The sequence below is a fragment of the Terriglobus sp. RCC_193 genome (assembly GCF_041355105.1).
Lineage (GTDB): Bacteria > Acidobacteriota > Terriglobia > Terriglobales > Acidobacteriaceae > Terriglobus.
Genome location: NZ_JBFUPK010000002.1, coordinates 718,047 through 739,186 on the forward strand (window position 1 = coordinate 718,047; position 21,140 = coordinate 739,186).

General features: G+C 59.0%; 17 protein-coding genes. 5 read left to right on the forward strand and 12 right to left on the reverse strand.

Annotated elements, in window-relative coordinates; all coding sequences use genetic code 11:
• Positions 1–18: 18 nt before the first annotated feature.
• Together AB6729_RS11745 and AB6729_RS11750 are read left to right on the forward strand one after the other, a co-directional pair.
• Positions 19–735 carry a copper homeostasis protein CutC gene (locus AB6729_RS11745; protein ID WP_371081808.1) on the forward strand — a complete coding sequence of 239 codons (717 nt, stop codon included), beginning with the start codon at positions 19–21 and terminating at the stop codon, positions 733–735.
• Between the two features lie 161 nt (positions 736–896).
• On the forward strand, positions 897–1,082 hold the full coding sequence (locus AB6729_RS11750) for a hypothetical protein (RefSeq protein ID WP_371081809.1): 186 nt from the start codon (positions 897–899) through the stop codon (positions 1,080–1,082).
• A 21-nt stretch (positions 1,083–1,103) separates the two neighbouring features.
• Here AB6729_RS11750 and AB6729_RS11755 read toward each other — a convergent pair whose 3' ends face one another.
• The 3 genes from AB6729_RS11755 to AB6729_RS11765 form a co-directional block, all read right to left on the reverse strand.
• Positions 1,104–3,269 carry a PQQ-binding-like beta-propeller repeat protein gene (locus tag AB6729_RS11755; protein ID WP_371081810.1) on the reverse strand — a complete coding sequence of 722 codons (2,166 nt, stop codon included), beginning with the start codon at positions 3,267–3,269 and terminating at the stop codon, positions 1,104–1,106.
• Positions 3,244–4,233: an N-acetylglucosamine kinase gene (locus AB6729_RS11760; RefSeq protein WP_371081811.1), complete on the reverse strand. Its 990-nt coding sequence runs from the start codon at positions 4,231–4,233 to the stop codon at positions 3,244–3,246. Before AB6729_RS11760 ends, AB6729_RS11755 begins: the two co-directional genes overlap by 26 nt.
• A gap of 141 nt (positions 4,234–4,374) precedes the next feature.
• Positions 4,375–7,704, reverse strand: a complete 3,330-nt coding sequence (locus AB6729_RS11765) for a carboxypeptidase regulatory-like domain-containing protein (protein ID WP_371081812.1) — start codon at positions 7,702–7,704, stop codon at positions 4,375–4,377.
• A 275-nt stretch (positions 7,705–7,979) separates the two neighbouring features.
• Between AB6729_RS11765 and AB6729_RS11770 the strand changes: the two genes are divergently transcribed.
• Positions 7,980–8,747 carry an SDR family NAD(P)-dependent oxidoreductase gene (locus tag AB6729_RS11770; RefSeq protein WP_371081813.1) on the forward strand — a complete coding sequence of 256 codons (768 nt, stop codon included), beginning with the start codon at positions 7,980–7,982 and terminating at the stop codon, positions 8,745–8,747.
• 81 nt (positions 8,748–8,828) lie between these two features.
• On the opposite strand, the gene AB6729_RS11775 is transcribed toward AB6729_RS11770, so the two are convergent.
• Genes AB6729_RS11775 through AB6729_RS11785 form a run of 3 tightly spaced genes read right to left on the reverse strand, consistent with a single transcriptional unit; the run spans position 8,829 to position 13,473 of the window.
• Positions 8,829–10,085, reverse strand: a complete 1,257-nt coding sequence (locus AB6729_RS11775) for an MFS transporter (protein WP_371081814.1) — start codon at positions 10,083–10,085, stop codon at positions 8,829–8,831.
• Entirely contained in the window at positions 10,082–11,125 is a 1,044-nt protein-coding gene (locus AB6729_RS11780; protein ID WP_371081815.1) for a sugar phosphate isomerase/epimerase family protein, read from the reverse strand. The genes AB6729_RS11775 and AB6729_RS11780 overlap by 4 nt, the downstream gene beginning before the upstream one ends.
• A gap of 5 nt (positions 11,126–11,130) precedes the next feature.
• Positions 11,131–13,473, reverse strand: coding sequence for a PQQ-binding-like beta-propeller repeat protein (locus tag AB6729_RS11785; protein ID WP_371081816.1), 2,343 nt, complete (start codon positions 13,471–13,473; stop codon positions 11,131–11,133).
• Positions 13,474–13,717: 244 nt separating this feature from the next.
• Here AB6729_RS11785 and AB6729_RS11790 point away from each other — a divergent pair, with 244 nt between their 5' ends.
• On the forward strand, positions 13,718–14,446 hold the full coding sequence (locus AB6729_RS11790; protein ID WP_371081817.1) for an SDR family oxidoreductase: 729 nt from the start codon (positions 13,718–13,720) through the stop codon (positions 14,444–14,446).
• Between the two features lie 163 nt (positions 14,447–14,609).
• On the opposite strand, the gene AB6729_RS11795 is transcribed toward AB6729_RS11790, so the two are convergent.
• From AB6729_RS11795 to lpxC, 6 genes are all read right to left on the reverse strand, one after another.
• Positions 14,610–15,644 (reverse strand): LacI family DNA-binding transcriptional regulator, encoded by a 1,035-nt coding sequence (locus AB6729_RS11795; protein WP_371081818.1) that lies wholly within the window; start codon positions 15,642–15,644, stop codon positions 14,610–14,612.
• A gap of 202 nt (positions 15,645–15,846) precedes the next feature.
• The gene (gene tgt / locus AB6729_RS11800) at positions 15,847–16,974 is read right to left on the reverse strand and encodes a tRNA guanosine(34) transglycosylase Tgt (protein WP_371081819.1); all 1,128 of its coding nucleotides are present in this window, start codon (positions 16,972–16,974) and stop codon (positions 15,847–15,849) included.
• A 107-nt stretch (positions 16,975–17,081) separates the two neighbouring features.
• Complete coding sequence (locus AB6729_RS11805; protein ID WP_371081820.1) at positions 17,082–17,831, reverse strand: SDR family NAD(P)-dependent oxidoreductase; 750 nt, start codon at positions 17,829–17,831, stop codon at positions 17,082–17,084.
• 130 nt (positions 17,832–17,961) lie between these two features.
• Positions 17,962–18,282: an ArsR/SmtB family transcription factor gene (locus AB6729_RS11810; protein WP_371081821.1), complete on the reverse strand. Its 321-nt coding sequence runs from the start codon at positions 18,280–18,282 to the stop codon at positions 17,962–17,964.
• Between the two features lie 16 nt (positions 18,283–18,298).
• Complete coding sequence (gene folK / locus AB6729_RS11815; protein ID WP_371081822.1) at positions 18,299–18,769, reverse strand: 2-amino-4-hydroxy-6-hydroxymethyldihydropteridine diphosphokinase; 471 nt, start codon at positions 18,767–18,769, stop codon at positions 18,299–18,301.
• A gap of 6 nt (positions 18,770–18,775) precedes the next feature.
• Positions 18,776–19,714, reverse strand: a complete 939-nt coding sequence (lpxC, locus tag AB6729_RS11820) for a UDP-3-O-acyl-N-acetylglucosamine deacetylase (RefSeq protein WP_371082618.1) — start codon at positions 19,712–19,714, stop codon at positions 18,776–18,778.
• A gap of 148 nt (positions 19,715–19,862) precedes the next feature.
• Between lpxC and AB6729_RS11825 the strand changes: the two genes are divergently transcribed.
• The gene (locus AB6729_RS11825; protein ID WP_371081823.1) at positions 19,863–21,050 is read left to right on the forward strand and encodes a M20 family metallopeptidase; all 1,188 of its coding nucleotides are present in this window, start codon (positions 19,863–19,865) and stop codon (positions 21,048–21,050) included.
• Positions 21,051–21,140: the final 90 nt, after the last annotated feature.

Consider the following 21,140-nt stretch of genomic DNA (forward strand, 5'->3'; position numbering starts at 1 on the left):
GCTGACTTCGCGGAGGAAGTGTTGCAACGAGAACTGGAAATATGCGCGGAGACACTACAGGCATGTGAAGCAGCGAATGCCGGTGGTGCTGATCGCATTGAACTGTGCGCCGCCCTCACTGAAGGCGGCGTTACTGCTGGTGTTGGTTTTTTGCGCGAGGCGATTGCAGCTTCAAGCATCCCAGTACATGCACTGGTCCGTCCGCGCAGTGGCGGCTTCGTGTATTCCCCTGCGGAGTTTCGTATGGCGTGCGCGGATGCGGAGATGGCGTTGTCGCTTGGCGCTGCGGGGATTGTTGTTGGCACATTGACGGTCGATGGTGTTGTCGAAACAGCGCAGACCGCGGAACTGATTCGTATTGCGAATGGACGCCCGGTGACATTTCATCGTGCGTTTGACCTTGCGCGTGACCTGCATGAGTCGTTGCGTGTGGTCATCGATCTTGGTTGCAGTCGCGTGTTGACTTCGGGTGGTCAGCCCACGGTGATGGAAGGCCTGGAGATGCTGCTTGAGCTAATGCAGATGGCTGCAGGAAAGATTCGCATTGCCGCGGGTGGCGGCATGTCGTTGCAGAATGCTCCCCTGCTGACGCAGGTTCCCGGGCTTGATCTGCATGGATCGTTGCGCAGGAAGGTGAAGGTTGAGGCAGCGAGCGATGTGCTCTGGCAGCAGGGGGATGCGCGCGTGCATGTGGAGGATGTGTTGGCCGTGGCGGCGATGGTGCATGGTCATTAAGTTTTCTTGATTGTTTTCGCTCAGCATCCAGTGCTGTGAAAGTAAGCAGACCCCCTTCGCTTTGTTCGAGGGCATGCTTTGACTTCGCTTAGGATGATGCGCTTTGCGTTGTTCATGCTGGCAGTGTGGAGAGGATCTTCTTTGTCTCAGGAGGAGCGTTCATGCGCCGCGCTGAACCTATTGCCCAAAATGCATCTGTCATTCTGAGCGAAGCGAAGAATCCCAACGCATTCTCGTCGATCAACGTGGCTTCACGCTTTCGTGCGAAGAACTATCAAGCTCATCGACACATCTGCATCGTCGGGATTCTTCGCTACGCTCAGAATGACGGGCGTTTACTGCATTGAGCTGGGCGAAGTGATGTGCTGTTAATCCGGCAGGCTGAACGCGATGTATGCGCCGGGAATTGGCTCTTGCGATGCGGGGTGACCGGGTGTGGCGTGCGTGTATGTGGTGGCGCGTGCCGCGGCGCAGAAGACGACATACTCTTTGCCGTTAATCTCGTAGATGGCGGGCATGCCTTCCAGCGCGGCATCTACTTCGTGTTCCCATAGAACTTTGCCGGTGGCTGCGTCGAGCGCGCGGATTTTGCGGTCGCGTGTGCCGGTGAAGATGAGTCCACCCGCTGTGACTACGGGATTCACCTTCGGAAAGTGAGCGCCGGTATTGGTAATGCCTTTGGCTGCGAGTTCCGGCACTTCTCCCAGCGGAATCTTCCAGCGAACATTGCCGGTGTTCAGGTCGTATGCGGTGAGCGTGGCCCACGGTGGAGCGATGACGGGCAATCCACTCTCTGCGAAGAGGAAGCCGAAACCACTGCGATAGCGCAGCGTGGCGGGATCGCCGGCAGGTACCGCGTTCGTGCTTTCAATGATGGGCAGACCCGGATTCTTCAGGAACTTCATCAGGTCATCCACCTGCGCGGTGGGCAGGCTGCCGAAGGATGGCATCTGATTTTTGCCGTAGCGGACGGTCTGGCGGACCTGCTCTTCGGTCAGGCGCTTGTCGATGTCGACCAGCGTGGGGATGACGGGTGCTTTGCCTTCGCGATTGGTGCCGTGGCACAGGCTGCATGTGTTGGCATAGACGGCTGCACCGCGTGCCTCCGGCGTGTTGCCGGCGGGTGCTGCGGGAGGCAGTTGCAGTTTCAGTATTGCGGGCAGGTCTTTGGACACGACGTACAGATAGCCGTGTGTTGGATCGACGGCTGCGCCACCGTAATTCACGCCGCCGTTATTGCCGGGCATCTCCACCGTGTCCTGCGTGGTGGGTGGAGTATAGATGCCTTCGTTGCGTGCGGCATCAATCTGCTTCTTCAGGCGCGCGTGTTCCTCGGGTGAGAGGTACGGGCTCAGGTCTTTTGATGTGAAGGTCTGGCGGCTGAAAGGCTCCAGCTTAGTGGGCACAGGCTGCGTGGGCCATACGTGTTCGCCGGGCATGGCGTCCTGCGGTACAGGCTTCTCTTCAATGGGCCAGAGAGACTTGCCGGTTACGCGATCGAAAACCCACAGGTAGCCGGTCTTGCTGGTCTGTGCGACAACGTCCACATCCTTGCCGTTATGCTTCACGGTCAACAGCATGGGTGTGTTCGGGTTGTCGTAATCCCAGATGTCGTGATGCACCATCTGGAAGTGCCAGATGCGCTTGCCGGTGTGTGCGTTGATGGCAATGAGCGAATCGCCATAGAGGTTCGATCCGGTACGATTGGCACCGTAGAAGTTGTACTTGGGGCTGGCGGTGGGCACGTAGAGGATGCCGCGCTTTACGTCGAGCGCCATGCCTCCCCACGCATTCGCTCCGCCCACGGTCTTCCATGCGTCTTTCGGCCATGTGTCGTAACCGTATTCGCCGGGATGCGGAATCGTGTGGAAGATCCATGTCATCTTGCCGGTGAGAACGTTGTACGCGCGGATGTCGCCGGGTGCGGAATCGTATTCTTCGTTGGTGGCGGAGCCAAGGATTATGAGATCGCCGAAGATGCGGCCGGGATTGTAGGACTGCACCAGCGTCAGCTTGTTTAGGTCGCGGCCCAGGCCTTCGCGTAGATCCACGTTGCCTTCTTTGCCGAAGGTGGTGATGGATTTGCCCGTGACCGCATTGATCTCACGAAGCTGATTGTCGACTGCGAAGATGAGGCGCTGATCCTTACCGTCCGCACTTTGCCAGTAAGCAAGGCCACGCGTAGGAACCAGCGGTGTTTTTGCCTGCAACGGATGCGACCACAGTTGTTTGCCGGTGGCTGCATCCAGCGCAACGATGCTGTTGTTCTGTGCCAGCACATACATCGTTGTGCCGATGATGAGCGGATTAAAAATGTAGCCGCGACCATCGCCCGTGGGAACGCGCCATGCTTCCCGCAGATGGCTGACGTTGGTGCGGTTGATCTGCTTCAGCGACGAGTATTGCGTTCCATCTTCTGCGCCGCCATAAGCGCGCCACGATGCATGTACGTCTACTGTTTGTGCGGAGGCTGAGGCTGCGATGAGAACGCTGGTGAAGGCAAGAGAGCTAAGCAGGTTGCGCCGTGGTGGCATCAAGTGACTCCGTGGACCTTTGTTCGATTGCGTGTGCGCGTGCTTCAAATGCCTGCTGGTCGCGTGCGCGCCACAACGCTCCCTCAATCGGATCGACCACGCCATCGCGCGTTTGCAGCGACGGAAAATCTTTGCGCAGCGATGCAATGAGTGCTTCGCGCACGGGCAGTACGCGCTCCATGATGCTGCCCGCGAAAGCAAGCTGTGGGACGAAGATCGGATCGCCCTGCAAAGTCCGCATTTTGCGAATCAGCAGACGCACCAGGTGGGCAAGCGCTTCGCCTTCGGCCTGCAAGACTTCCTGTGCGACAGGATCACCGTGTTGCGCCACGCTGTACACAAGCTGCGCCAGGCGTGAAACATCCGGTGCAGGCGTGCGGTTGGCGTATTCGATGAGCAGATCCAGAGAAGGCAGATTCCAGAAATCCATCACGGCCTGCTGCAGCGCTGTGGTACGGCCTTCATCAATAGCCATGAAGACGGATCGGATGGCGCGCAGGCCAATGGCGTGGCCGGAACCCTGATCAGAGAGCACGGGGCCCCATCCGCCGGTGTTGGCCATCTTGCCCGAAGGCGTGCGACCGGCAACGTTCGAACCCGTCCCCGCGAGTACCAGAACCCCCGGGCCACCACAGAAGGCAGCATCCAGGGCAATCTCTACATCGCCCAGAAGCAGTAGCTGCCCGCTGACGCGTTCTGCGATGGTTTCGCGCAGCCAGTCCGCCACCATGGGAACGGTTTCGCCTGCGGTGCCCACGCAGGTCCGCAGCACCGCGGACATGGCAATGCCGCTCTGCGCGGTCAGTCCGCGAAGTCCTTCTTCCAGGTTTCGCTGTGCGGTATCCGCGTCGGTGCGAAGACGCTTGATGGTGCCGGTGCGCTGTCGCGCCAGTGTGCGTGTTTCATCTGCCAGCACAAAGTCCGTTTTGGTCCCACCCGCATCAATCGCCAGAAAATACGCCATAAAGTAACTTTACTTGGCAGAAGCCATGAACGGGACATGCTACGCCCCGAAAGTCCCATGTTATTCCCCATTTCGAAACAAAAAAGGCCGCAGAAGAATAATTCCTCTCCTGCGGCCTTTGATTCAGTTTCGAAGAGGTGCTTAGAAGTAGATCTTTGCCGCAAGCTCAATGGAACGGGCTGCGTTGAGTGTTGAGGTGATCTGGCCCGCAGAAGTGGAATCGATGTTGGTGACCGGGGTGGCAAAAGTGGTGTGGTTGAAGACGTTGAAGAACGAGCCACGGAACTCCAGGGAACGCGCATCGCCGAAGGGAATCTTCTTCAGCACGGACACGTCAAATTGCACCAGACCGTCGTTGCGCATGGTGTTGGTACTACCGTTGCCGTAGGTGTATTGGGCGGGGATGCTGAACGCGTCTGTGCCACCGGTGGGGCAGGATGCGTTGCGCGAATCGTAATACCAGCAGCCGGGTCTGCGTACCATCTGCGGGCGTCCTGTGATGTTGGGGCGCTGGCCGCCGAGGCCGGTGTTCGCCTGATCGCTACTGATGGTCAGGGTGAACGGCAGGCCAGATTGTAGAGTGCCCACACCCGACAGGCTCCAGTTGCCGATCAGGCCCTGCACGATGCCGCTGGCACCCGATGCGAACATCTTGCCTTTGCCGAAGGGCAGCTCATACAGGCCGCTGGTGACGAAGTTGTGCTTGATGTCGTAGTTGCAGGGCCCGTAGTAGTAATAGCCGCCGCTGACCTCGCGGGTTTGGCCGTTGAAGGTGCCATCCGTGAGGCAGGCGCCGTAAGTGTAGGAGACGAGAAAGGTCGCTCCGTTGAGCGCGCGTGTTTCCAGCTTGGTTTGCAGTGAGTTGTAGTTGGCGTTGCCTGCGTAGCGATACAGCGTGAGTGTGCCCCACTGCTGATATGGCCTACGGTTCTGGATGGTTCCCGTCCCGGGGAATGGGTCGTTCGCAGAGAACGGCTGCACGATGTGTTGTGTGCGATTGCCCACGTAGGCAACATCGAGCGATACCTTACGACCGAACTGATGCTGCACGGCAACGTTGTATTCCTGCGTGTAGGAGTTCTTCACCTGCAGGTCCATCGTGGTGAGGCTGGGCTGCGAGCAGGAGAGTGCGACAGAGCCGAAGGAGCAGGTTGCGTTCGAAGTGTTTGCAGCGACGATGGGCTGGCCGGAGTAAAAATCGCCGAACGTCAGCGTTGGTGTTGGCTTTACGTTGTTCACCGTCTGCGATGCAATGAACGGCACAACGTTCTGCGTGTTGTTGATGGCGTTGTTATCCGGGAAGAGATAAAAGATGCCGTAGCCTGCGCGCAGCACCGTGTTTTCTTCCGGCTTGTAAGCCACACCAAAGCGTGGGCCTACGTTCTTGCGTGCCGCCTTGCGGATGGAGGTCGGTAGGCCAAGATCGTTTGAGTATTGCAGTCGATCGGAGAACAGCGAATACAGATACGGCGTTCCGGGCTGCGCGTTCATCGAAAAGTCAGAGGGAATCACCAGCTTGCCGTTGGATGGGTTCCAGCCGGAGGTCTGTCCCTTGATGCCGTTGTAGAACGGGTTGATCTCCCAGCGCAGACCGGCATTGATCGTCAGTTTGGAGCTTGCCTTGTAGTCGTCCTGCACATACATCGACTGAAAGTTCACGTAGTTACCCCACGGCTGGCGGAAGTAGCTGCGCAGGCCCGATGCGGGATAGCCCAGCAGAAAGTCCGCGAAGTTATCGCCGGAGTAGGAGTTGCTGAAGGTAAACGTGCCTACCGAATTCGAACCGAAGAGATAGGTGTTGGTGTCGTGGAAGTTTTCGTAGCCGAAGCGGACTTCATGTTTGCCGCTGGTGTACGTGGCGCGGATAACGTATTGCCATGAACGAATCTTGTTCTGCTTGGGATAGTTGCCGCTCTGGCCGGTGAAGCCCGCGTAGTTGGAGATGCTGAGCTGCGGCATGCCCTGATATTGATCGGGCGAGAGACCTTCCAGGCCTTTGATGCCCGCCTGCTGGTTGATGTTTTGCCCCTGCAGCGAACTGGTGAAGAAGAAGACACTGCGGTAGTAAGAGAACTGCGCTTCGGTCAGCCACTTCGGTGAAAAGATGTGCGTCTCGCGCAGCACCACGTTCTGGCCGCGGCTACGCAGCGGGAAACCGCCAAGTGCGGGGAAGGGATTGGGGTCCGTCTCGTGGTTGTCCGTAATGGAGTAACGGCCCATCAGACGGTCCTTCGAGAACAGTGTCTGATCAATGCGGATGTCGCCCTGATCCAGTTGTTGCTTCAGACGGTTTGTCAGCACTGCGTGTGAGACATTACCGCGAAGCTGATTTGCGTCCGGCAGATACTTCAGGAAGAACTGGGCCTGCGGGACGATGCGGTTTGCGGGGATCGTATTATTCGCAAATGCAGCGCCGGTAAGGGGGTCTTTCAGCGTAATGCCTGTGCCCTGGTAGTTGCCGGTGCGCATGGCGGCAGAGGGCACAATGTTGTCAAAGTTCTGGCCCAGCCGGTACAGCGTCGATTGCAGGTCGAGGAAGAAGAAGGTGTGGTCCTTCACGATGGGACCACCGATGGCGAAGCCGAACTGGTTGCGATGCAGCGGCTGGTTGCGGCGCGTGGAACCCGCAGGCGGAACGTAGAAATAGTTCTTCGCGTCGAAGGCATTGTTGCGCAGAAATTCGTATGCCGTGCCGTGGTAGGCGTTGGTGCCGCTCTTGAGCGTGGCGTTCACGATGGTGGGGCTGTGGCCGTAGTCGGCGGGCATGTTGCTGGACTCCACCTTGAACTCCTGCAACGCATCCACGTTCGGCGAAATGAGTGTGCCGCCAAGCTGCGACTCGGTGATGTTTGATCCATCCAGATACCATCCGGTCCACGAAGGCGAAAGGCCATTCACGTTGACGTTGACGGCGCTGGCACGGATGGAGGTGCCGCCGGAAGCAATGTTTTGTCCGCCCTGAATGAAGCTGACGCCGGGCGTAAGCTGCGTCAACTGCCAGAAGTTACGTCCGTTCAGCGGTACGTTCTGCACCGTCTGCGTATCAATGACCTGGCCCACGGCAGAGGACGCTTCATTCAGCAGCGGAGTCTGCGAGGCGATGACGTCCACCTTGTCAGTGATCGCGCCCACGTGCAGTACGGGGTTGATCGTGGCGCGCTGGGCCACCTGCAGTTCGGTGTCGGTGATCTGTGCTGACGTGAAGCCGTCATGCGCGATGGTGATGGAGTAATGGCCGATTTGCAGATTGGGAACGTTGTAGACACCGCTGCTGTCTGAAGTGGCAGTGCGCGTTTCTCCTGTGCCCAGATTGCGAATGGTTACCGTCGCACCGGGGATGGCGGCGCCGGTGTCGTCCTGCACCGTGCCGAGAATGGTACCGGTGTTGGACTGCGCATGGCCCACGGTGATGCAGGCAAGTGCAAGCGATACAGAGAGGGTGGCCTTCCGGGAAAAGTGCAGCGGTGTCATAGGAGTCTGCTCCGTCTGGATGTGTGATTTTGCCGCTTTCCGGAAGCGTCTGTACCGACTTGCAGAGCGACACGGGACCGGCCGAATCGGAAGCGTTTCCGAAAATACGCACTGCTACCCTGCCTTGTCAATAAAATCGTCACTCTCAAAGCACGTGTGGCAGAATTTTGTCGGAAACGTTTCCGCACTGTATTGACAAAGGAATCCCGCAGCGCCGATGATTTTCGGAAACGCTTCCCATTCCAGCGTCTACGAAAGATCGGATTCCGACATTTATGAGCAGCTTGCAGACACAACAACTGAATGGCAAAACAGCGCTGGTCACCGGGGCCAGCAGCGGCATTGGTGCTGCCACCGCGTTGGCGTTGGCCGCCGCGGGAGCGAATGTGCTGGTCCACTACAACTCGCGAAGCGACGAAGCACAGAAGGTGCTGGATCAGGTCCGCGCTGCCGGTGCTGACGGCGAGATCGTTCAGGCCGACCTGGGCACCTGGGAGGGAACGCAGATTCTCTGCCGTTACGCCGAGGGACGAAAGATCGACATCCTGGTGAACAACGCCGGATCGCTTGTGCAGCGCACACGCGTGCTGGAGTTCACGCATGAGCTGTGGGAGAAGGTGATGATGCTGAATCTCACCAGTGCGTTCTTCCTGTCGCAGGCGGTGCTGCGCGGCATGAGTGAACGCAAGAGCGGCGTCATTATCAACATGTCGTCGGTGGCTGCGCGTTTCGGCGGTGGTCTGGGTGCGTTGGCGTACTCGTCAGCGAAGGCTGCGATCTCGACGATGACGAAGGGATTGACGAAGGAGTTTGCGCCGCAGGGCGTGCGTGTGAACTGTATCTCGCCCGGCACGGTGGATACCGGCTATCACCGCTCGTTCTCCACACAGGAAGGTCTGGATGGGGTGCGCGCGGCAACGCCCATCGGCAGGCTGGGAACGGCGGAGGAGATCGCGGATCTGGTGGTGTTCTTATCGAGCGATCAGGCTACGTTTATCCATGGCCAGGTCATTGAGATCAATGGCGGATTCTTCATGGCATGACGTCGGCTTCGTCCGTAAAGAGCGAACGCAGCGCCCGCAGCGAATCCGCCGCGTACGCTGCGTTCGTTCTTTGTTACTGCTTCATGCTGCAACGCTGGAATTACGCGACATGCGCGGCAGTGTCCAGACCAGCGTTGCTGCGATGATGGGCAGCGTTCCGAAGAGCATGAACACTGGCCGGAACGAGTAGTGGTCGACCAGCCATCCTGTGCACAGGCTGAAGACCATGCCACCGAAGCCGGAACCCATGCTGGCAAGCCCCCAGATGGAAGCGACGGCGTTCTTCGGATACAGGTCACGCGGGATGGCGAGTACGTTAGCCAGTGCGCCGCTGTAGCCAAAGGTTGCGGTGGAGATGAGCGCGATGCTCAATGCGGCGCTGCTAACCATAGCTGCGGGAAACGCGCAGACCATGCATGCGGAGAAGAACAGAACACTGATGCGGCGAGCGGTCTGGTCGTTCACACCAAGTTTGAGGATCAGCATCGTGAGGAACCCACCAGCAAGATTGCCGAGGCCAGCGGTGGCGAAGGGGATCCAACCGATTTTTCCGATCTGCGCCAGCGTGTAGCCGTGGCTCATCTTCAGGTACTGCGGAAACCAGAAGGTGTAGAAATACCAGACCGGATCTGCAAAGACCTTACTCAGCGTGAACTGCCAGACAAAGCGGTCCTGGATGAGTGAAAGAACGGATGGAGCGGGCAGCGTGGGTTCCGCTGGATTTTCTGGTGGGGTGCGATAGATCAGAAGCCAGACAGCGATCCAGAGAAAACCAAGTACGCCGACGATGGCGAACGAGGCCTTCCATCCGAAGCTGATGGCGCACCATGCCAGCAGTGGTGGCGCAAGCATGGCTCCAATGGCCGCGCCACTGTTGAAGATTCCCGAGGCCAGCGAACGCTCGCGTGCGGGGAACCATTCGCCAATGACCTTCACGCCTGCGGGATAGTTGCCCGCCTCACCCATGCCCAGCAGGAAGCGGTAGATACCGAGAGAGAAGGCACCGGTGGTGAGGCTGGTAAGAATCTCCGCGGCGGACCAGAAAGCGATGGTTAACGAATAGCCTTTGCGGCTTCCGAGTCGATCCAGCAGCGGCCCGGAGATGCCATTCATGATGGTGTAGGCCAGCATGAAGGCGAAGATGATCTGGCTGTACGTGCCTGCCGAGATATGGAACTGATCGAGCAATACCGGAGCCATGACGGAGAGCGTCTGGCGGTCCAGGTAGTTGATCACCGTCGCGAAAAACGCCATGGCCAGCATGGCCCAGCGCATACGGCTCAGCGTGAATGTGGCGTTTGTTTCCGCGGACGGATCCGTGATGGCCGATATGCTCATGCGAGCCCCTGCTTTGCAAGGTGTGCACGCACAGCTTGCAGGTCCTTCTTCATGGTGGCAATCACCTGTTCACGCGGCAGCGTCAGTGTGGTCTTGCCGTTTTCAGCACCGCCCAGCGGATATTCAAAGTGCAGTTGCAGAGGGCCGTTGAAGTTCTGCGCTTTCACGATGGAGAGGAACTGATCGAAGTGCACCATGCCTTCGTTGATGGGGCACCAGTGCGGTACAAACACGCCCGAAGCGCCGAGGCTTTTGTCGTAGGGGTCGGCGTGCGTGTTGCTCTTTTCATTGCGTGCCCACAGGAAGTCTTTCAGGGCAATGCCGCGCATCCAGTCTGCGGAGAGTTTGCTGGTGCAGATCCATCCGCCGTAGCCGCCTTCCACGGTGGCGTGGCCAATGTCGTAGTTGAAGCCAAACCATTTGGGGTCGAGTCCTCGGAACATCTCCCATAGATCCCAGATGGTGGCGCCGATGGCTTCCGGGCCGGAGTGCGTGTGATACATGGCGGCAATGCCATTCTTTTGGCTGAGGTCTGCCAGTGCGCGCACGCCAGGACGCAGCGCATTCAGTTGCGCCACGATGGGTTGCGTGGCGTTGTACTTCAACCCGCCCCAGCGATAGTGATGGATGCCTTCGCCCGCGGCGGCTTCCAGAATCTTCTTCGCCATAGGCATGGTAGACGGTGCGATCTCCGTGCTGATCATGGAGACTTCCAGGCCAGCTTTGCGCACGGCAGCAACGGCCTTGGGTAGATCGGTCGTGACGTTCTCCGGCAGTACGTGGCCTTCGGCGCGTACGGTCATGTCAATGGCGTCAAAGCCCATGTCCTTTGCGACAATGGCAGCTTCGCCAATGGGCATGAACTGCAGATGCTTGGAGAAGATGGAAACCTTCAGAGGGCCGGTTGGCGGGGCAGGTATGATGTTGCGCGTGGATGCAGCAAGCGCCGGCGTTGTTCCAAAAGCCTGTGCCGCTCCTGCCATGGCCGCGCCCAGCAGAAGCGATCGGCGTGACATTCCCCATTCTGTTTCGTTCTGCATGTGCGTTACCTCTTCGCGGTCGATGTGGTGTTTGCGGGCAATGCAAAGGTCAGCAGCGTTGATCCGGCCGTGATGGAGACATACTGCACGCCATTCACGGAATAGGTCATCGGCGGACCCTTCATGCCCACGTTAGTGTCGTAGTGCCAGAGAATCTTGCCGGTCTTCTCATCCGCAGCGCAGAATGCGCCGTTTGGATCGGCATAGAAGACGAGTCCACCTGCTGTACCCAGAACGCCAGACCACGTCTTCAGTACCAGCGCGCCGGGCTGTGCGATCTCCCATTTTGTTTCTGCAGTTTCAATGTCGATGGCGCGAACGAAGCGTTGCTGCAGACCCTGTGCTGCGGGTGTGCCGGGCGCAGCCTTTGGATCGCCGCAGGCCTCAATCGTCATCAGGTAATACCAATGCGTGGTGGGGCTGAAGGCGGTCGACGTCCAGTTGGCGCCGTTGTCAGGGCAGTTGCGCTGCCTGGTTGGCATGGTGGTGGGCAGCGACTTGTTCAGGATGGGGCGCCCGTTGGCGTCGATGCCGGTGGCCCAGTTGATGCGCTTCAGGAATGGCTTCGCCAGCAGCAGCTTGCCGTTGGTGCGATCGAAGACGTAAAAGAATCCGTTGCGATCGGCATGTAGCAGCAGCTTACGTGGCTGGCCCTGGAATGTGGTGTCGACAAGCACGGGTGGTTCTACGGCATCGCGGTCGGCTGTGTCATGCGGCGTGAACTGGAAGTACCATTTCACTTTGCCGTCGTGCGGATTCATCGCAAGGATGCTGTTGGTGTACAGGTTGTCGCCGGGGCGTGTGCGGTCGTCAGAGTCAGGCCACGGATTGCCTGTGGGCCAGAACAGTGTGTCCGTTTCCGGATCGTACGAGCCGTGCAGCCATGTGGATCCGCCGCCCAGTTTGGGCCACTCCGGTCCCCATGTTTCCAGGCCGGGTTCGCCGGGGCCGGGCAGTGTCCAGTGTCGCCACAGTTGTTTGCCCGTCTCTGCGTCGTAACAGATGATGAAGCCGCGAATGCCCCAGTCGCCGCCGGAGACGCCGCCAATGACGGTGTCGTTCAGGATCATGGGCGCGACGGTAGAACCGTACTTCATCTTCTCTTCCGGCATCGTCTGTTCCCACACAGGCTTGCCGGTCACCCGATTCAGGGCGATGAGGTGCGCGTTGTCGGTGGTGATGTACACCTTGTCGCGGAAGACGGCTGCGCCGCGATTTGTGCCTACCGACGCATCGCCCACGAGGCCCGATGTGGGCGGGCGGAACCACGTCCAGATGGTGCGGCCCGTCTTTGCATCCAATGCACTCACACGGTTCTGGCCGGAGAAGTACATCGTGTCGCCCACGACAATGGGTGTGGCCTCCAGGCCAAGCTGCGGCATGGGTGCAATCCACTTCAGGATGAGTTGGCTGATGTTGGTGCGATTGATGCTGGTCAGGTCGCTGTAGCGATTGGCGTTGAGCTTGCCGTTGTACGAAGGCCATTCGCCCTTGCGCGGATGCAGGATTTCGTTGAACTCGATCATGCTGGCGCCGGGTGTGACGACGTTGTTCTTCTCCGGCATCGGGCCGTCCACGCCAGTCAGACTGCCGAGGTATGCCGTGAGATCGTCCATCTGCTTTTCCGGCAGTGTGAGTGGCTTCATCGCCGCGTGATCGTCGACGGTGAGTTTTGCTACCTGTGAAAGCGGCAGCAGATGGATGGTGCCGCCCTCTTTGTCCTGCAGATGAATGTCGTAGTTGGTGCGGTTGCGCAGATAGCCGCGCAGCGTTTTGCCACCGGTAACGACCGTGGCCAATTCGTAGCCTGGCGTGATGTGCAGATCCGGCGCGGTCAGGGAGGCATGGATAGCGGGGGCGCTCATGCGAGAGCCAACGTCGGACAGGTCCGGCCCGGTGGCGGAGCCCATGCCACGGACCATGTGGCAGGTGCTGCACTTGCCGCCGTTCCAGTAAAACTGCTTGCCTGCCTCTGCGTTGCCGCTGGGGATGCTTTCGGATGCGGTGACGTTCAACGAACGGACGTATGCAGCCAGATCATCAATGTCAGCGGTTGGCATGCTGCCAAAGGGAGGCATACCCTGTGCGGGAAATCCGGCGGCAATGATGCTGTGAATGCGTGCAATGTCTTTGCCGCGGAGGTCCGGATTATCTGCCAGCTTGGGCGCATGCTCTGTTCCGCCGCCATCTGTTTCGTGGCAACCGATGCACAGGTTGCTGTATTTCACCTTGCCGGATGCGGCCGATGGCGTTTGCGCGGGCAGCGTTACCGCTGCAGCGGCGCACAACAGGGCAGCAGCCAGAGTGCGGGATGCGGAGTGGCCGAAGCTGATTTGCGATCGATTCATGTTCTGCGGTCATCCAGCCCCGAGCCGGCCCTCTAGCGGGTCAGTCCGCGTCCGTGTTCTCCTGTGTGGATTTCGTGTCGGCCTTGTATGTCGGAAACGCTTCCGAGGAATCTTCAGGCAAGCATCGCGCGGCTGTCAACCTCCGTATTGCGATATCGGATACCCTCGCCTTTGGCATGGCGGGAATGGTAGCTTTGTAAGCGCTTCCGAAAACAGAGATTGAAGACGAGCTGGAGGAGTGGGGATGTCGGAATCGCTTCAGGGAAAAGTGGTGCTGGTAGTGGGCGCTTCCAGTGGCATTGGGCAGGCCACGGCGGAACTTGCAGCGCGCGAAGGCGCGGTGGTGGTGGCTGTGGCGCGCCGGAAAGACAGGCTGATTGCCATGAAGCAGCGGCTTGCTGCAGAGGGAATTGTGCTGCATACGCGCAAAGCGGATGTTACCCGGCTGGAAGAGATGCAGGCCATGGTGGCTGACATTGAAAAGACCATCGGAAGCATCGCGGTTGCGGTGTATGCCAGCGGTACCAACACACCGCAGCGCGCCATGAAGGTGATGCCGCCAGCGGTGTGGCATGAAGTGCTGGAAGTGAATCTGACCGGCGCGTTCCACCTGGCACATGCCGTGTTGCCGGGTATGCGTAACGCGGGCGCAGGGCATATCGTGTTTGTTTCGTCTACGGCTGGAGCTATTGCCGATCTCTCCGGTGCGGCGTATCAGGCTTCAAAGCGCGGTGTGTTGGGGCTGGCGCACGCCATCCGGCTGGAAGAACGAATGAACGGCATTCGCACCTGCTGCATCATGCCGGGGCTGACGAATACGGAGCTGGTAGAGAAGCGCCCGGAGAAGCTGTCGGCGGACACGTTGAACAAAGCGCTCCAGCCGCAGGATGTCGCCGAGACGATTGTCCACGTGATGAAGACGCCGGCTCACGTCACCATTACAGAACTGCTGATGGTGCCTTCACAGGCCTGAGGCTACTTTCACTGTCATTCTGAGGAATGGAGTGACGAAGAATTCCAGCGCATTGGAAAGCTGCGAACCGCTTTAACTTTAACCGGCTGAAACCGCTCGGGATCTTTCTCGCATACACATCGTCGGGATTCTTCGCTACGCTCAGAATGACATGCCGCATGTTTTAACGAGCGGAAAGCTTCGCTACAGACGAGCGTTCCACCAGTTCCACATCCACCACGCGGTGAATGGGGGTCTTTGAACCACTGGTGAGTAGCTGTTGCACAATCTCAACCGCTGCGCGACCCACCTCATACTTCGGCTGGCGAACCGTGGTGAGCGGCGGGAAGGTCATGGCGGATAGCTCCACATCGTCAAAACCGATGAGTGAGATGTCGCGCGGAATCCGCACGCCTGCTTCAATGGCGGCACGCATCACACCAAAGGCCATGGCATCGTTGCCGGTGGCAATGGCGGTTTCGCCATTGAGCTTGCGGAAGATTTCAATCGCTGCTTCGTAGCCGCCCTGCATGGTGTTGATGGTGTGGATCGTGCGCACGCGCGCGCTGCGTTGTGCCTCCATCGTCTTAACGAATGCAGCGGAACGGCGTGAAAGGTTGGCGTGTTTCTTCGGGCCGGTGAGGTTGATGACCTTGCGATGGCCGTTGCGCAGAAGGCATTCTGCGGCCAGTCGTCCGCCCTTGTCGTTGTCCGCATTCACCGTGGAGAACGTGGTGTCGCGGCCAGGGCGATTCAGCAGCACAATGGGAACGCCCGCCGCGGCAATCTTCTGCTGATCTTCGCGTGAAAGCGAGGCCACAGAGTTCATGATGATGGCTTCCGCGCGCTTGTCCAGCAGCGAATTCACGGACTTCATCTGGCGTTCGGCGTTCAGGTCGCTATTGCACAGCATCACGTCGCGGCCGGATTCCAGCGCGGCATCTTCCACGCCGCGTGCCACTTCGGCAAAGTAGGAGTTACGAATATCGCTGACGATGAGGCCCACCATATCCGAGCGTCCGGTCACCAGGCCACGTGCAAAACGGTTTGGCTTATAGTGCAGTTGTTCCGCAATGCGCTGGACGCGCGCCTTCGTCTCCGGATGCACGCCATAGGCATCGTTCAGTGATCGCGATGCGGTTGCAATGGTGACTCCTGCGGCTTCTGCCACTGCCTGTAGAGTCACGCCGCCTGTTCCCGGGTTTGCGTTCTTCACCATCAATCACGTGTGCCGGGCGAAAACAGATTTCTCAAACCGGCGACTTCCTGTCTTTAGTTTTTGAGTCGGCGCAAAGTTCCCCGGAGGCGCCACGGACAAACAATACCCGAAGAAAGCTGTTTCGGAAAGGTTTCCGAAAAGCATACCTCAGGAATGTTTCCTCTTTTGCAACTCTGTGTGACGAAAGAAGTGGTGTTGCGATTTACCCGGCAATCCGTTCCCCGCGAAGTTTTCTCATCGTGTCTAAATAAAACGACAGGTTATGTACGGAAGCCAGCGTTGCGGCCAGCGGCTCGCCCGTGTGAAACAGGTGGCGAAGGTAAGCACGCGAATAGCGGCGGCAGACCGGGCAGTGGCACTCTGGATCTGCAGGGCCATGATCTTCACTGAATTTCTTGCCACGTATGTTTAGACGCCCCTCGCTGGTGAACAGCAGGGCGTGCCGCGCGGCGCGTGTGGGTAGCACGCAGTCCATCTGATCCACGCCCATCTGCGCGTATTCCACAATTTCATCCGGATAGCCCACGCCCATCACGTAACGCGGTTTGTCCTTTGGCAGCAGTTCCAGTGTGTGCGCAATGATTTCGCGTGTGACTTCGCGCGGCTCGCCCACGGCGAGACCGCCAATCGCGTAGCCGTCGAAGCCTTCGCCGTTCGCAGCGCGCATCTCCAGCAAACGGTTTGCACTTTCCGTGCGCAGGTCTTTGTACATGCCGCCCTGGACAATGCCGTACAGATTCTGGCGCTGGCCCAGTTCGGGGAACCACGGTACGTCCTGGCAGTGCGTATGGAAGTGATCCAGTGAGCGCTGTGCCCATGCGTGTGTCAGAGCCATGCTGTCGCGTGTGCGTTCGTAGGTGGCTGGATGTTCCGTACATTCATCGAATGCCATGATGATGTCCGCGCCCAGCGCGATCTGCACGTCGATGGAATGTTCCGGCGAGAAGAAATGTTTGGAACCATCCAGGTGTGAGCGGAACTCCACGCCCTCGGCGGTGATCTTGCGCAATGCGGCGAGTGAGAAGACCTGGAATCCGCCGCTGTCCGTCAGCATGGGCCGATTCCAGCTCATGAACTTGTGGACGCCGCCCGCGCGACGAATCAGTTCGTGACCAGGGCGCAGGTACAGGTGATAGGTGTTTGCCAGAATGATTTCGGCACCGCGGCCATCGTCACCCAGCGTTTCCAGTATGTCCTGCGGTACGGCCTTTACCGATGCGGCTGTGCCCACGGGCATGAAGACGGGGGTTTCCACGCTGCCGTGAGGCAGGTGCAGCGTGGCGCGGCGCATGGAGTTTTCCGTGCGGTGGATTTCAAAACGAAGAGACATCAACTCCGATTGTAAGAAACGATGGGCAACACCGCGCAGAGAGCAGTGCCGCCCATCTCAATCTCTGCGCCAGCTCGGAGGGTTAAGCGCAGAGAAACCTGTTGTTATCAGCGTGCGCCGCCGGAGACCTTGATGATCTGGCCGGTTACCCAGCGCGCATCGTCTGTAGCGAAGAAGGTGGTGGCTGTGGCGATGTCATCCGGCTGTCCCACGCGGCCCAGCGGCGTCTCTTCCACTGCTTTTGCTTCAAACGGGCTGCCGATGAAGCCTTTGCTGATGGCGCCTTCGGTCACCACCATGCCGGGGCTCACGCTGTTCACGCGAATCTTCTTCGGTCCCAGTTCCTTCGAGAGCGACAGCGTGATGGTGTCTACCGCGCCTTTGGTAGCGCTGTAAACAGAGCCGTGTGCCGGGGCCAGTGTAGCCACCACTGAGCTAATGTTGATCACCGATCCGCCCTCCGCAGGGAAGTGCGGCACCGCGGCCTGCGTGGTTAGCAGGAGGCCCAGTACGTTGGTATTGAACTGGCTGTGAAAGTGTTCCGGCGTGATGGCTTCCAGCGGAGCAAAGTCGAAGATACCGGCATTGTTTACCAGCACATCGATCTTGCCGTACGCCTTGACCGTTTCGTCGATCAGCTTACTGATCTCTTCCGGCTTGGCTACGTTCGCGCCTACGGCAATCGCCTTGCCGCCAGCCTTGGTGATGCGTTCCACCACAACGTCCGCGCCAGCCTTCGACGAAGCATAATTCACCACGACGGACGCACCATTTGCCGCCAGATCCTCTGCAATGGCCGCGCCAATCCCTTTGGATGCGCCGGTTACCAATGCAACTTTCCCGCTGAGCTTACCCATGATCCTTACATCCTCCCGAAGCATCTCGCTTCGACATTTCAATGACTATCGAAATGATTGCGCTGGGGCGGGAAAGGATTCAGGAAACATTTTGATGATCGTGAAAACGTACAAAACAGGGCGGGAGAACTCAGGCAAGTTCTTTCAGGTAGGAAAGGTAGTTCTTCCACACCTTGCGCCGTACTTCCGCGCGGACAAACTTGCCATCGCGATGTGTCTCAATCAGGCCGGCGGATTCCAGTTGGCGCATGTGATGGGATAGCGTTGCAGGATTCATCTCCAGGCATCCGCGCAGATCCATGCAGGTGGAGTTTTCCTTGTTCGCAATGCGGCGGAAGACAGAGAGGCGGGTGGGGTCGGCAAGCGCACGCGTAATGGCGATCATGCTGCGTTCTTCCGCATTGTCCTGTGCGGATGTTTCTTCCCGTTCTGTCTTGTCTTTCTTTCCCATGGCCATCGCCTGCGATTCAGGCAGTATACGCGTCCAGTTCCTGCAGAAGCTGGCGGACCGTCCGGAGCAGCACCGGGTGAATCATTTCTGGCGCGATGGATGCCAGCGGTTCCAGTACGAAACGGCGGCAATGCATCTCCGGATGGGGCAGGGTCAGCTCCGGTGTCTCCATGACCGTATTCGCATATAGCAGCAGGTCTAGGTCGAGTGTGCGGGGTCCTTTTTCAATGCCATGCGAACGGTCGCGACCGTGTTCTCGTTCGATTTGCAGCAGATTTTGCAGCAGAAGCACGGGCGCCAGTTCCGTGTCGATGAGTGCTGCGCCGTTCACAAACTCGGGCTGATCGGTGTAGCCCACAGGCTCCGTCTCAATCCACGGGGACACAGCTACGACGCGGCCGACAGAGGCTAAAGAACGAACGGCATCCGTCAGAGTAGCCTTGCGGTCACCCAGGTTCGATCCCAATGCGATGGCGGCGAGAGGCACGGCGAATCAGGCGTGGACCGGCGTGGCGAATGCGGCGTTCAGAGACGATTCCAGGGTGGGTTCTTCGTCGAATTCCGGAGCCAGCTCCCATGCGGAGCGATCCTTCAGCAGTGTGCTGACCAGCGCGGTGTGCATGGCGTGTCCTGCGCGTTCGGCCACCACGCGGCCCTGAATGCGGCGTCCTGCAAGGGCGAGATCGCCGATCAGGTCCAGCACTTTATGACGAACGAACTCGTCGGGGAAACGGAGTGGGCCATTCTGCACTTTTTTCTCGCCGATGATGATGGCGCAGGTGTCGTCCGCGCCGCGAATCAGGCCCATGTTGCGCAGCATAGGTTCGTCTTCACGGAAGCCGAAGGTGCGGGCCGGAGCAATCAGGTCGGCATAAGCACCGGTTTGCAGGTCGCCCAGAAAGCGGGATGTACCGATTGGTGCAGGGAAGTCGATGGAGTAGTCGATCTGATAGCCCTTGCCGGGATATACACCGATAAATTTCAGGCCATCCTTACTCTTTTCCGTGACTTCAACGGGTTTCAGAATGCGCAGATATTCGCGGCGGCGGCGCTGCTGCTGGATGCCTACACGCTCAAACGCCTCCACGTAGGGCAGGGCCGAACCATCCAGAATCGGGACTTCCAGGTTGTCGATTTCGACGATGACGTTGTCCACACCACAGCCGATGAATGCGCTAAGAAGATGCTCGGTGGTGGAAATCAGAACGCCCTGCCGCATGAGCGATGTCGCGTACGACACCTTGGCTACGTTGCGGCCATTGGCGGGAATTTCAAAATTGTCCAGATCGGTGCGGCGGAAGACGATGCCGGAACCGGGGGCCGCAGGTACCAGCCGCATGGTCACAGGTGCGCCAGAGTGCAGACCCACGCCGTTAAAGCAGACTGCCTCCTGCAACGTGCATTCCCTGTGTGGCGATTGACCCAAATCCAGCGCTCCTGATGCAACTTGGAGAATGCAGCGTTGGGGGGCGCTACAAAATCCGGCGAAGGACAGCGTACACCCATTTGGGACGGCGCAACTGTGTCTTAATAGACACAGTCACCCGGTACAAACTGGGCCTCGGACGTAGAATCGGGCCATGTCCTCTGACCTGCATCTGCTGCAAACCGCCCTGACCAAGACAAGCGACCGATGGCTCTCCCGTTTGCGCGCACTGGTGGAGTGCGAGTCGCCTACGGAAGATGCGGCGGCGGTGAACCGCGCCATGGACATGGCGATTGCCTGGGCGGAGGAGCTTGGCGGACGCGTGATGCGGCATCCGCAGACGGGCTATGGTGACGTTGTTGAGCTATGGTTCGGAGACCAGGCGAACGGACGTAAACCACTGATGTTATTAGGACATCTGGATACTGTTTGGCCCCTGGGCACGCTGGCTGGGATGCCCTGGCGGCAGGAGGCAGATGCACAGGGACGTATGCGGCTGTGGGGACCGGGTGTCCTGGACATGAAAGCCGGGGTCGTGATGGCGCTGGCCGCAGTGGAGGCTGTGCAGCAAAATGGTGGCCTTTCGCAGCCTGTCGTTCTGCTTCTGAACCCTGATGAAGAAACCGGCTCAGAGGTTTCGCGGCCCCATACGGAACGGATTGCGCGGGAGTGTGAGGCGGTTTTTGTGCTGGAACCAGCGCAGGGCTTACCCGGCACCACGGAGGATGCCGCGTACAAAACGGCGCGAAAGGGCGTCGGGCATTACCGGCTGGATGTGGCGGGTGTGGCCTCGCATTCGGGAGTGGACTTTACGCGCGGACGTTCGGCGGTGCTGGAATTGGCGCGTTTGCTGTTGAAGGTGGAGAAGTTCACGGACCTGGAGACTGGGCTGACGGTCAATCCGGGAGTAATTGGCGGTGGAACGCGGTCGAATGTGATCGCCGCGCATGCCTGGGCTGAGGTGGATGTCCGCATTGCTCGTGCGGCCGATGCAGAACGTGTCGATCGCCTCTTTCATGGGCTTACTGTCGGTGATCCTGCCTGTTCGTTGCAGGTGAGCGGAGGCATCAATCGTCCGCCGATGGAGCGCGGCGAGGGGACAGTGCGTTTGTTTGAACAGGCACGGGCACTGGCGGCATCGCTGGGTATGGAATTGAAAGAAGCCTCTACGGGTGGCGGATCCGATGGCAATTTCACTGCGGGTATTGGTGTGCCAACACTGGACGGCATGGGCGCGGTGGGCGAAGGCGCACATGCTGCGCATGAATCGCTGCTGCTGGATCATTTGTTGCTGTTGCCGCGCACGCTGTTGCTGGCTGCAATGATCGCTTCCGGGAAATAGGCTGACTTCGTGGCGTGATGTGCCGCTTCTTCAGACCCAATGGTTTAGCGCGATACAATGAACCTCGGGATTTTGAAAGCCTTTCGCGCG